Origin of the sequence: Mycobacterium sp. SMC-21 (genome assembly GCF_045310825.1) — a bacterium.
Classification (GTDB): domain Bacteria; phylum Actinomycetota; class Actinomycetes; order Mycobacteriales; family Mycobacteriaceae; genus Mycobacterium.
In genome coordinates, this window is sequence record NZ_JBJIAO010000065.1 from 1 (window position 1) to 12,296 (window position 12,296).

12 protein-coding genes are annotated in these 12,296 nt (G+C 64.0%); 10 read left to right on the top strand and 2 right to left on the bottom strand.

Annotated elements, in window-relative coordinates; all coding sequences use genetic code 11:
* Positions 1 to 112: 112 nt before the first annotated feature.
* The 6 genes from ACJH6H_RS28915 (at position 113) to ACJH6H_RS28940 (ending at position 7,349) form a co-directional block, all read left to right on the top strand.
* A complete protein-coding gene (locus ACJH6H_RS28915; RefSeq protein ID WP_406776317.1) occupies positions 113 to 391 on the top strand; it encodes a hypothetical protein in 279 nt (92 codons plus the stop codon).
* Positions 391 to 1,515, top strand: a complete 1,125-nt coding sequence (locus tag ACJH6H_RS28920; RefSeq protein ID WP_133428372.1) for an AAA family ATPase — start codon at positions 391 to 393, stop codon at positions 1,513 to 1,515. The genes ACJH6H_RS28915 and ACJH6H_RS28920 overlap by 1 nt, the downstream gene beginning before the upstream one ends.
* 4 nt (positions 1,516 to 1,519) lie before the next feature.
* On the top strand, positions 1,520 to 4,114 hold the full coding sequence (locus ACJH6H_RS28925; protein ID WP_406776318.1) for a TniQ family protein: 2,595 nt from the start codon (positions 1,520 to 1,522) through the stop codon (positions 4,112 to 4,114).
* A 560-nt stretch (positions 4,115 to 4,674) separates the two neighbouring features.
* Positions 4,675 to 4,953, top strand: coding sequence for a hypothetical protein (locus ACJH6H_RS28930; RefSeq protein WP_133428370.1), 279 nt, complete (start codon positions 4,675 to 4,677; stop codon positions 4,951 to 4,953).
* Positions 4,950 to 6,248 carry a hypothetical protein gene (locus ACJH6H_RS28935; protein WP_406776319.1) on the top strand — a complete coding sequence of 433 codons (1,299 nt, stop codon included), beginning with the start codon at positions 4,950 to 4,952 and terminating at the stop codon, positions 6,246 to 6,248. The genes ACJH6H_RS28930 and ACJH6H_RS28935 overlap by 4 nt, the downstream gene beginning before the upstream one ends.
* Positions 6,249 to 6,293: 45 nt before the next feature.
* Entirely contained in the window at positions 6,294 to 7,349 is a 1,056-nt protein-coding gene (locus tag ACJH6H_RS28940) for a hypothetical protein (protein WP_406776320.1), read from the top strand.
* Between the two features lie 56 nt (positions 7,350 to 7,405).
* On the opposite strand, the gene ACJH6H_RS28945 is transcribed toward ACJH6H_RS28940, so the two are convergent.
* Together ACJH6H_RS28945 and ACJH6H_RS28950 are read right to left on the bottom strand one after the other, a co-directional pair.
* Positions 7,406 to 8,095, bottom strand: coding sequence for a hypothetical protein (locus ACJH6H_RS28945; protein ID WP_406776321.1), 690 nt, complete (start codon positions 8,093 to 8,095; stop codon positions 7,406 to 7,408).
* 451 nt (positions 8,096 to 8,546) lie between these two features.
* The gene (locus ACJH6H_RS28950; RefSeq protein WP_135355651.1) at positions 8,547 to 9,686 is read right to left on the bottom strand and encodes a hypothetical protein; all 1,140 of its coding nucleotides are present in this window, start codon (positions 9,684 to 9,686) and stop codon (positions 8,547 to 8,549) included.
* Positions 9,687 to 9,894: 208 nt separating this feature from the next.
* Between ACJH6H_RS28950 and ACJH6H_RS28955 the strand changes: the two genes are divergently transcribed.
* From ACJH6H_RS28955 to ACJH6H_RS28970, 4 genes are all read left to right on the top strand, one after another.
* Positions 9,895 to 10,311: a hypothetical protein gene (locus ACJH6H_RS28955; RefSeq protein WP_135355652.1), complete on the top strand. Its 417-nt coding sequence runs from the start codon at positions 9,895 to 9,897 to the stop codon at positions 10,309 to 10,311.
* Positions 10,312 to 10,752: 441 nt separating this feature from the next.
* Complete coding sequence (locus tag ACJH6H_RS28960) at positions 10,753 to 11,124, top strand: TIR domain-containing protein (protein ID WP_406776322.1); 372 nt, start codon at positions 10,753 to 10,755, stop codon at positions 11,122 to 11,124.
* Positions 11,124 to 12,116, top strand: a complete 993-nt coding sequence (locus ACJH6H_RS28965) for a caspase family protein (protein WP_135357881.1) — start codon at positions 11,124 to 11,126, stop codon at positions 12,114 to 12,116. The genes ACJH6H_RS28960 and ACJH6H_RS28965 overlap by 1 nt, the downstream gene beginning before the upstream one ends.
* Positions 12,116 to 12,265: a hypothetical protein gene (locus ACJH6H_RS28970; RefSeq protein WP_406776323.1), complete on the top strand. Its 150-nt coding sequence runs from the start codon at positions 12,116 to 12,118 to the stop codon at positions 12,263 to 12,265. Before ACJH6H_RS28965 ends, ACJH6H_RS28970 begins: the two co-directional genes overlap by 1 nt.
* The last annotated feature ends 31 nt before the right edge of the window (positions 12,266 to 12,296 follow it).

Here is a 12,296-nt window from a genome sequence, read left to right on the forward strand (position 1 = left end):
TCTACTACGCTACGAGCACAGCCCAATCAGAGGCTGCGCACCAATAAACCGGTGTGCATCAAACTCGGGGCGGTTCACCTACCCCGATGATCGACTTGCGGTCACCGATCTGTTGGAGCGGTGGAACCTCGGGTTGGGCTCCACGCTGGCGGAACGGCGGATGGCGTTGCGGCTGTCCCGCGAAGACACACTGATCGACCAGAGTGCTGCGCTGAACGAGGTTGGCACCCTGCCGTCAGTAGCCCGCGTGATGGCCACAGCCGATGCTCCCGCCGATGAGGATGCGGACACGCCTGATGTACCCGATCCCGAGACCGGTGATGACGACACCGAGGACGAACTCGACGACTACGTGAGCGACTTCTACGCCGACGCGCTGGAGGACGCGTGATGGCCACGAAGAACCACGCACAGCAGCAGACCGAGGCCCGGCTGGACAATCTCACGTTGGCACGCAAGGAGGGCTGGCAGCGATTCGTAAACACCGCCGCCCGTATCCCACCGGAGCCACTGACCCGCAGCCAACTTGAGGCGCTGGGCGAAGCGGCCTTCGCCGACTACAACCGGCAGCGCCGCGAGTGGCACGCCAATCTTGGCCCGATCAAAACGCCGCAGCTCGCCGCCCTGCATGAGGACCTGTGGGACATCGTCGACAGCAACGCCCAGGACGGCGACAAAGCCAAAGGCGCGGTGGCGATCGATGCCTTTCCCGGACTCGGGAAGACCACTTCGGTGCTGGATTTCGCCAAGAAGTTCCATCGTCGCGAAATCAACGAGCAGGGAACCGAAACCAATGCGGGCCACGAGCGTTGGCCGGTGTGCCGAGTGGGGTTGACCGGCAATACTGGGATGGTCGAATTCAATAAGGCGATGCTCGGCTTTTACGCCCATCCAGGGGTCACACGGGGCAAGGCAGCTGACTACGCCTATCGAGCATTGGACAACGTCCTGAGCTGCGAGACCAAGTTGCTCATCGTCGATGATCTGCACTTTCTCCGCTGGCGCAACACAGTCGGGGTGGAGATCAGCAACCATTTCAAATACATCGCCAACGAGTTTCCCGTCACTCTGATCTTCGTCGGCGTCGGTCTGGCAGCTCGCGGCCTGTTCTCCGAAGGCCATTTCTACGAAGACGCCGTAATCGCTCAAACCGGTAGGCGGACAACAAACCTCGATATGAGGCCGTTCACCATCGAAGGGGACGAAGGTCGCCGTCAGTGGCGCCAACTCCTGCTCGCCCTGGAGCAGCGGATCGTGCTGGCCGACCACCATCCCGGCATGCTCGTCGACGAGCTTTCGGACTACCTGTTTGCGCGTAGTACCGGGCATATCGGATCGCTCATGACGTTGATCAATCGGGGCTGTCAACGCGCCGTTCGGACCGGGGCTGAAGTCCTTTCCCGCGAATTGATGGATCGCGTCAAGAACGATGCGGCGTCGGAGAAAGCCCGTCAGGAACTGGAGATCGCATTTCAGGCGCGGCGGTTGACGACTCGAATCGGTAAGGCAGGGTAACCGTTTGCGTACCTTGCCGATCCGCGTCAACCCGATTGATGGTGAAGCCCTCGATTCCTGGCTCGAAGCGCTTGCGCATCGCACGCACACGGCATTCGGAGACCTTCTTCAGGCGGTCGGCCTCGCTACACACCCGCAGACAACCGCAGCCTGGTGGATGGTAGGGCTGAGTTCCACCGAGATCGAGACGGTCAGCGCGGTGACGGGCGTTTCATCGGCCACGCTCAATCGCATGACGCTGCACCGCTACGCCGATGATGCCGTGCATCTCGATCGACGGTTGTATGTCGCAGAACGGTACCTGCCGTGGAGCACACCGACCGGATCGGGCTTTTGCCCGGCGTGCTTAGAAGAGACCGGTGGGAGATGGAACCTCGATTGGCGGCTGGGTTGGACATTCGTCTGCATCAAGCACCATTGCTTGCTCGCGCATGCCTGCCCAGAATGCGGCGGTGTGCAGCGTGGGCGGGCACATATCAAAGAGACCATCCCCCAACCAGGACGTTGCTCCAACCCGGCAACGTCAGCGCTCGGTCGCTCACCCAAACGGTGCGGGGCCGACCTCTCACACGCGAGGGTCTCCATCTTCAGAATCGAACACCCCGTGATAAAGGCGCAACAAACCGTCAATGCCATTATCGCCACGGCGACACCAAGATTCGGTCTCTACAACGCGCACACCCAGCCACGCGCCAGCGTCCTCGCCGACATTCGGGCCGTCGCCGGACGCGTGTTGGCTTATGCCACACCACGCGATCTCGAAGCCGTCATCCCCGCTGACCTGCTCGCCGTCTACCGTGGCCCGATCCGCCGGCCTTCCTCCCGACGTGGACCCAGCCGAGACCCGAGACAGGTGGTGCCGACGCCCGCTGCAAGTGCGGCGGTCGGCGTGGTCGCCGCGCTGAACGTGCTTGATCACGTGAGTGTCGCCGGCGCCGGGGAGGCGCTGCGCTGGTTAGTGCAATCCTCGCGGGACCAGGGATTGTCTGTGACAGCAACAAACATTGGTTGGGGGAAGGGCATCTCCGCCGCACTCGTCGGAGCCCAACTCGCCGCGCTGGGACCTCTACTCAACCCCAGCGACCAACTGCGTTACCGCATCGGCACACCGATGCCGACGCATCCCGCGCCCTCCGACGAACACAGCAACATCCTGGCCAAACGACTGCCGTCCATGCTGTGGCCGGCCTGGTCATTGCGATTCTCGATTCCGAAATGCCATCAGCGCCAACTACGGCCCGCGCTCGCCGTTGCGCTTCTGCTCGTCCATAGCCGGCTCAGTCTGGACGACGCGGCGCGAATAGTCGACTGCCCCATCAGCGGCCAGGCGGTATCGCGCGTGCTCCAGCTCCTCGAAGACCACGAGCGCTGGCCCGACATTCGAGCCGGACTCATCCGAATGGCCGAACGCCTGGCCACCGAAAACGTACCCATCGACTACCATCTGCGCCGACGCCTCAACTACAGCCAGCTACTACCAGACACGACGTGGGCACAGATCTGTCGCGACACCGGCACCCCTGGCGCGGGGACTGCTCGGGCCAAGATCGCCCGCAGTTACCTTTTCGAACAACTCAGCGGACTGCCCTCAGCGGCCGCACCGTGGGGTGCCGATGACAGCGCATTCCGAAGCAGAGTCGCCAACTTTCCGCAGCACCTCAGCCCAGCACTGTCAGCTGCGCTCAATGGGCACGCACAGGAATTTCTGTCCGACATGGACATTTTCGGCGAACCGCCTGTGTGGTCTCCACCATCCAACGTCCTCGATGGCCTTCTGCTACCTGGACCTAATCCCGACGACCTGAATGTCGCTGAACTACGCAATCTGGTGAATGCCGAACAGATGACGCTCGGCAATGCCGCCAAGCTCTTTGGCACCAGCCTCGACACAGCGCGACACGTCCTACAGGTAGCAGCCGTTGCCAGTTCGTCCGCAGTCGACGCCGACCAGGCTGCGCCGACTAGCGCATCCGCGTATTGTGCCGCTCGGGGCGCGCTCCCCCGCTCACGCTTCGTCGAGCTCTATCACGATCAGCGAATGTCATTGCGGGACATAGCCGTCGACGTCGGAGTCAGCCGTCAGACGATTGCCCGCCTCGCACACGACTATGAGGTCTCTGTGCGGCAACCCTGTCGGCACACCAGAAACCCGGTAGACCGCGACTGGCTCTACGAGCAGTACGTCACTGGACGACGGGCCCTCCCAGACCTCGCACGTGAGGCCGGGATGAGCACCAGCAGCATGGCCCGCTGGGCAAAGACGCACGCTATCCCCTTGCGCGGGCGAGGTGGACAGAGCCACAGCGCAAGCCTCGCCGCCCAGCGCGATGTCCCTAGCGCCCTGGAACACGACTCCACGCTCGTCGGAACCCGCACATGGCAGCGTCTGCAGCTATTCGCGTGTGCTGCTCGTTACCGGACACTTACCGTTGCCGCGCAAGAACTGGGCGTCCGCCCGATCAGCCTCATCAACCGAATCAAGTACCTAGAAAGCGAACTCGGCATGCAACTGCTCGTTCGTCCAGAGAATGGATGCGCAATGCAGCTCACAGACGATGGAATCCAGGTGCTGAGATCCCTCAGGCAGACGTCCGACTAACGTTCGCGGCCGAATCCCCGACTTAACACCGAGTCGGTGTACTCCGGCGACGATCCGACGTCAGGGCCATCCTTGATCATGCCTACAAACCTCGGGGGCCAGGTCCCTCGCGGCGTGGCTTGAGCTGCGCGGGACAGCCGACGTGCGTCCGCGAGTAGGGTATCCACTTGGTCGTCGGGCATGCTGTCGATCAGGCGGAGCAGCTCATCGCGACTTGCGGTCATTGTTTCAATCTAAGTCGTACTGACATTGAATGGCCGCACACACCACGCGCGGCCGCGACCAACCAGCCGACAACTGCTCAGAGGTGCACCGGGCGACGGTGGGGACTGCCCCGGGTTCAGTTGACTCGCTGATGTGCCCTGGGTTGCATGGAGTCGGTTGCTTGACTTTTGGTCACGACGTCCCTTGAAGGAGCCGTGTCCATGGCCTGGTGGATGCACCCGACGCTCGATCAGTTCGGCCCAGTTTCAACGGCGAAATACGTCGAAATCGGCGTCGATGACCACTGAATCTGTCCTGTAGCGTCAATTCAAACCGTGTTCGTTGGGGGATTTCGCATGGGAGAGCTGCACGTCGACGTGGACGGTCTGCGTAGCGGAGCGGCCAGCAGCGGTGCGCTCGCCGCGGGGCTGACCGCCGGCGCTGACGCGGGTACTCCAGGCGCGACCCATGCCAGCGTCGCCGGGGTGGCCGCCATGGACGCCGCGATCGCCGCGACGGCGACCCGTTACTCCGACCGCATCACTGGCCAGGCCGACGCCCTCACCTCCGGCGCCACCGGCTACCAGGAGACCGACGAAGGTGGTGGCCGGGCCGTCACGGCGGTGTCAGTGTGAGCGCCGTACCCGCCGACGGGGGCGAGCGGCTGCCGACCCGTCAGCAGATCGAGACGTGGCAGACGCAGCACCTCGACGACGCCGCGGACAGATGGGACGCGAAGGCCACCACGTCGGTGGCGGCGTTCGAGCAGCACCACCGAAATGTCGTCTCCCCGGGCGGCACCGCATGGACGGGCTCCGGTAACGAGGCGGCCGTCAACCGGGTGACCACTGACCTGGGAGTGGTCCGCCACCACGCCGACGTGAAACGCGAGGCGACGAAACTAGCCCGCACCGGCGCTGAAGATGTCCGTGCAACCAGGAAGCTGGTGATCGAAGCCATCACCGAGGCCGAGGATGACGGGTTCGCCGTCGCTGATGACCTGTCGGTGACCGACGTCCGCCGCTACGACATCACCACCATTCGGGAGCGTAACCAGGCCGCCAAAGACCACGCCGAGTTCATCCGGTTCCGGGCTGCGCAACTGGTGGCAACTGACAAGCTGGTCGGGAAGCAGCTGAAGGCCAAAGCCGTTGAACTGCAAGCGATCAAGTTCCAGGGCGAGGGCACGGACGCGGGATCCGATAGCGCCAGTTCCCACGTACAGCTCGTCGACCACACGTTCAAGATGGACCCACCGCCTCCTAGTCCGGGTCAACCACAACCACCCGGTGGCTGGAGTCGCGATCCCGCGATGGAGGACGCCCAGCGCATCGCCTACGGCCATGCCTGGGAGAAACACCTCAGCGACTGGAAGGGGATGACGCAGGAACAGCTCGCGGAGCGCGTGCACGACATGCTCACCGGTGATCCCCGCACAGATCCCTCGCTGCATGTGGGTGCGATACCGGGCCGATCGTCGACGGCGATCTACAAGGACGGCATCCTCGTGATCCATGACCCGATGACCGGCGATGGAGGCACGGTCTACCGGCCGACGGACGGGTTCAACGAGTTCCTCAAGTGGGTTGGTGGCGCCGGCGCTGCCGCTCCCGTCATCAGCGCACCCCCGAACCTGCCGCCGACGGTGCCTCACCCCCTGGAGCACCCCCTGCCGACAGCTGTTCCGCACGCACCGGTCACGCTTCCGCCGCTGCCAGCCGATCCGATTGGGCTCCCACCGTGGTTGGCGAACCCTTCACCTCCTGCCACACCGGTGTCGCCGGTGGGGCCGTTCGTCCTTCCGAGCACCCCGCTGGCGCCCAACCTGGGTGGGGGCCTGAACCCGGGTCAGGTCAGCGCACCTGCTGCAGCCGCTGGCGGCCTGAGCCTCGCCGCGATACTGGGCCTGTTGCTGCTGTCGCCGGGCTGAGGGTGATCATGAAAAATACTGCGAATGAACGGGGTTGATGGGGCGATGAGTGACACTGCGGCGTTCGGGCACCCACACGGAGGCGAGTCCCCGTGGGGTCGCGTCCTGGCCGAGTCGTCGCTGCTCGACCTGATCGCGTCCCACGTCAACGGGTGGACTCCGCTGCCGGCTGCGGAGGCATCGTGGCTGACCGAAAGCCCGGTGCCGGACGGGTGGCAGATGCTGGCGGTCGACGCCGACGCCGCGACTCCGCTGCGTATCGTCGGAACAACCGTGGAAGGGCACCCCGGATTGGCCGGTCTCCAGACACTGAGCGCGTTTCGGTTCACCGGCGCACCCAACCCTGATCTGCTGGTGACGAACGCAGACAAGGGCCTTCGAGAGTGGGATGCCGACGGGATTAGAGCCGATCTGGTGGTCCTGCCGAACCTGCCCGGCGTGTGCGGTGTGCGCGCCAGCGGCTTCGTCGCGGCCGGTAACGAGTTGCTTTGGGTCGAGTACTGCACATATGTGCGAGGTTCGACCGAGCCTGATCAGGGGCTGGCGGTCGAGCAGATTTTCGCCGCCGCCGCAGGACAGCGGATGCGTCTCGGCCGTGGGATCGGTGCGCTCGCCGCCGCCGTGGAGGACGCGTTCATCGGGCGTATCGGGGCGACGGAAGACGATGTTGCGGCAGCAGTTGCCGACCACGCCGAACAGATGCGACGTGAGGTCGCCGCCGGACCGGTGCTGTCTGGGGAGCAGAGGCGGTTCCTTGATGCCGCGCTGTCGGTGTGGGGCGGGATCGCCTCCAATCAATCGCCGCCGATCGAAGCGCTCGGCTACACCGACAAGTCGGACTTCGCCGCAGATGTCGCCCGGCTCCGTGATCAGCTGGGCCGTGATCACCCCGACCTGTTGCCGGTGGATTGGTCGCGCATCCAGTTCCTCGCCGAAATCAGTTGGGCCAGTGACATGTTCGGCGCCGGGGTGGAGTTCGAGCTGGTTAGCCCTTTCACCGACTCCGAATCGCTCGCCCTGCTGCGATCCATTCAGCGCGCACTGATCCGCATCGTGAACCCCACGTTGGTGTTTCCACGCGCAGACACCGACAACCGCTGACAGATTGAATTGCGGCCGCTTGGCGGCGTGGGTCACTGAAAGAGTCTGAGGCTGCGCTAATCGTTGAGGGTGCCCGGCGCTAGCGCCACCGTGAGCGCGCTGTCGAGCGCGGCGATGGCCGTCCGAAGGTCCTGCACCATCTGCAGGTGCCCGTCGGCAGCGTCGCGCGCATTCTGGGCGGCTCGGAGCGCGGCGTCGCTGGCAGCTGAGGCGGCGGCCTTCGCATCGCGGGCGATTGCTTTGAGGGTCTCCGGATCAGCGGGAGCGGCGGCATCGGCGGAGCTGTGCACAGGTGTGCGCAATTTGGCGGCCAGTTTCGCGGCGGTGGGCAGCTCTGGGTGAGACTCGACGAACGAGACCAGATCTCCCCAGCGGAACATCTGTTTGCCGCCGACATCGTGCCCCGGCAGTGCGTGATGAGGACGCCCGGACCAGTTTTTGACCGTTGTCGCACTGATTCCCGCTTCGAGCGCTAGCTGCCGCGCGCTGAGCATCGCCGAGTCATCCGGCCACGACATCATCACCGTCCATGTGTGCACTTTCCGTGTGTCCAGAGTCGCGCAAGTGTGTACATATGGCAAGGTGAGGTCATGTTCCATCCGGTAGCGGTCACCGAGCCGGTGCGGCCCGCTGATCTCACCGGCCCCGGGTGGGCGCTCATTGACAACGGTGCGGTCACCGCAGGTGGGCGTGGCGATGCACTGGTGATGCTCAATCACGACGAGATCGCCCGACGGGCCGAACACGGCCTGGGCGCGGTGACCAACTATGCGTTGCTCGGCGCACTGCTGAATTTGCCATTGGCCACACCTGTGCGCATGCGCACACTGAGCGTGCATGACATGGTCATCTTGGGTGAGGCACCACCCGGGGTGATCGACGTCGATGAAGCGGGCTGGGTGACTCGACGGTTGGCGGCCCCGCTAACGGTTGCGGCAGCCGTTGTCGAGGGCACGGGGTGGCGCAACATCACACGTCGCGCCGCGCGATTCCTGCCGTTCTGTCAACAGATCGCGCTATTTCCCTGCGCACCAAGAGGATTCAGCTCGGTAGCGTGGGAGGCTTCATTCGCCGGCATAGGCGTGTGGATACGAGGCGGCGAGGACATCACAGAGGCTCTGTGTGCGCGCCCGTACGTGCGGCGGTTCTGGAAAGCCGCAGGCTGGGAATTCCAGGAAATTGCCTACCGCGAGCATCTCAAAGCCACGCGCCCTGCGGTGTTGTCAGGCGGCCCTGCGGGTCGTCGAGCTCGCACAACGCGCGCAGCGTCCGATCCGCGTCAACTGTCGCTGCTATAGGGTTCATTTGCAGGTGAGCGGCAAGTGCGTTACAACGTCGCCGATCGAGCCATGCCCGTTGAGTCGCAGGCCCGCGTGCAGTGAGAGCATCGACCAGCGCGTGAGTGGCATGAAGGTTATGGCGCAAGATCGCGAGTTTGTCCGCATCGGTGCACTGGAAGCTATCGAGCCGACGCCCACACTCATCGCAGGTATCAACTGCGCTGTTGGCGAACCATTTCGCGTACGTGCGCGGGCTACGGTGCTCCAGTAGCGACGGCAGGAAAAGCCCGGGGAGGAACCCATCGGAGTCTGGGCAGAACCCCTTGTCGTTAGGTCCCGCCGGGTTGCGTGCAGCACCGCTGACACCGACCACAGCCAGCCCTGCGCCGCACGCGATTGCGTCGCTCGCGATCAGAGGGTCGACGCCGATGATCCAGGCTCCCGGATGCTGTTGGAGTACACGCCGCATCCCCTTGATCCGGTTCTTGGCGTGGGTTGCGAATGGCCGATTGGAATCGGTGAATATGAAGGCGAATTGGCGGGGCGGGGTGTCCCTGAGGTGTGAAAGAAAAGTATCCAGATGGGGCGCTTCGAGCATGTCCGCGCCGGTCGGAACCAAGGTAACCAGTTCACGACGCGTGCCAGCGGCCGTTGCGGCCAGCAGCGCAGCGAGGGCCTCCCAATCCGCCGTCGATACGTGGTAGCTGGGTGTGAGCACCGTATGTGCTGAGGTGCTGGCGACGATCTGCTCCGCCCACACATCAAGATCGAGCGGGGCCAGGCCGTTGTCGGCTTCAGTAGTGACTGCAGGCGAGGCGACGATGCTTCGCCACAGCCCGGAGTCAACCAGCAGGTCTAGTCTGCTGCCGGCTTTCCGTAGCCGGGCAGCATGCCCCTTGGTGCGGTGCGGGCGGGAAACCAACACGCCACCGGACTTCTCCAGGTAACTGGTCACTGTCGGCAGCGGATCGAGAGTCTGGCTGCCGCCGACGACGAATCCCAACCGCGTCGGCAACGGAACACGAGACGTCTCAGACGTCGTTTCCCGAGCCGCCATAAGTTCCCTCCCCGCCCAATGCCGCCCCGCGGCGCGCCATCACCGACCTGTCCTGCTCAAGCAAGTGTTCTCCCTGCAGGGTTCAAACGATTTATTCGCAGATTTATCGGCGCGCCCCGGCGGCAAAACAACGGTCAAGTGACGTGGCGTAGACGATTAACGAGGTAATATAGGTGCGGGTAATTACAGGCGAACTATATGAGGAGTCATGAGCGGAAACGTGGTGCCCTTCGCGTCACCCGGGCGCCGTTCTGCCTCAGATTCAGCCGAGACCGTCACCGTTGTGTGCGCGCGGCCAGCGTGCCGCAGTGAATTCCGGCGTAGCCTCACCCGAGGCCGGCGCCAGGACTACTGCACGCCAAAATGCCAGCAGCTCGCCAACTCCGAGCGGCGAAAAGCGCGCGCGAAGCTCAAACACTGCGAAGAGAGCGCCGCCAGATTGCGCGCTGACTGCGCCGCATACGACGCAGGACAAGCATCAACACAGGACACCGAACTCCGTCTGCGTCTTGCCCTGGCCAAAACCGAGGGCATCCTCGAGTACGCGGACCTCGACAATAAAGTCATCAAACAGCTCCGTGACTTGCATGTGGCCGCCACCGCCTACCTGGAGTGCGGCCGGTAGAGAGCCGACCGCGATCGCTGACGGTTCCGGCGAATTGCCTTCTACGGTTCACCGCTGGCTGATGCCGGGATTAGCGCTGTTGGGTATGGACGGCGGCCCGGTAGGCGAGTGCGCAGTTGTTGCCTTGGACCAAGACGCCGTGTGTTGGGCGCTAAATGAATGGGACCCGATGGTGCCGGTCCCGCCGATTAGCATCGGCCGACAGCCATCCTGCAGCGCCTATTGAACAGACGCGGCGCGCCGGATCCAGGACGCGGTCAGGGGCCCGGCCGTGTCGTGCTGGGGCGGCCCTCTGCTGAGTGTGGTCGCGGAGACAACTGGTCAGTTCCTTCTCAGCCGCGGACGATTGAACACCATCGATGTCAGTGGTGGCCGATAACCTCCGACTGAAGTTCTTCAGCGATCGACCGCGGTCGCGGCTTAGCAAGACGAGGGTCACAGATGGCCGACAAGAAGACCGTTTTCATCGCATTCGCGATCGAGGACGAGCGTCAGCGCGACCTGCTGAAAGGGCAATCGCTGCACCCGCGCTCGCCGTACGAGTTCATCGACATGTCGGTGAAGGAGCCGTACGACACCGGGTGGAAGGACAAGGTCCGCACGCGCATCCGCCGCTCCCACGGAGTCATCGCGCTCGTGAGCAAGAACTCGCTGACGTCATCCGGACAGAAGTGGGAGATCCAGTGCGCCAAGGAGGAGGGCAAGCCACTGCTCGGAGTCTGGGCTTACGCCTCCGACCGTACGAATCTCGCCGGCGTCCGGACGGTGCCCTGGACCGACGCGAACATCGCCGGCTTCATCGACTCGCTCTGATGCCGAGGGACACGCGCAAGGCGCTCATCATCGGGATTGATCACTATGACCAGATCCAGTCGCTCAGCGGCGCGGTGAACGACGCTCACAGCGTTAAGGCCGCGTTGGAACGGCATGCCGACGGCACGCTCAACTTCGCCCAACCGCGGCTGATGACGGCTACCGGTCCGGGAGCAGCGGTGTCCCGCACGGAGTTGCGTGAGGCGGTCCAAGAGCTGTTCAAGGACGATGCCGAGATCCCGCTGTTGTACTTTTCCGGGCACGGCTACATCGACGGGGCCGGCGGGTACCTATGTGCTAGCGACTGCGCCTCCGGGCACGACGGTCTCTCGCTCAACGAAGTGCTGACCTTCGCCAACAGCTCGCCGGCGAAGAACAAGGTGATCATCCTGGATAGCTGCCACAGCGGGGTGGCCGGCACCAACCCGGTCGCGGAGCAGGTTGCCGAGATCAAGGAGGGAGTCACGATCCTGACCGCGTCGACCGCGGAGCAGTACGCGATGGAGTCCGGTGGCTCGGGCGTATTCACAAGCCTGCTTGTCGACGCACTGAACGGGGCTGCGGCCAATCTCGTCGGCGATGTAACCCCCGGCAGCGTCTACGCGCATATCGACCAGTCGCTCGGTCCGTGGGCGCAGAGACCGGTATTCAAGACGAACATCAAGAAGTTTGTTTCGCTGCGGGAGGCGGACGCACCGATCGAGCTCGTCAAGCTGCAGCAGCTCACTGTCCTGTTCAACCAACCGACCACGGAGCTTCAGCTCGATCCGAGCTACGAGCCTGAGCGCACGGGCAACGAGGACGACTCGGTTCCGCTGCCGGACCCGGCCAAGAACGCCGATTTCGCTGTGCTGCAGGAGTTGGTCAAGGTCAACCTGGTCCGCCCGGTTGGTGCGCCGCACATGTGGCACGCAGCGATGCAGGACAAGGCGTGCGAGCTCACCGTCCTTGGCCAGCACTACTGGAAGCTCGTGAAGCAGGACCTGATCTGATGCCGTCGACCGACGCAATTCGGAAGGTCCTGGAGAGTGAGCAGCTGGTCGACGAGCTCGCCGCGGTCGAGCACGAGCGTTGGGCGCACTGGCAGCGGTACGTGAGCAATGATCAGAACCTGTGGATGAGCCTCGGCGAGGCGGCGTAGGAAAGGGCGCACCTTCCCGAGGATGATCTGA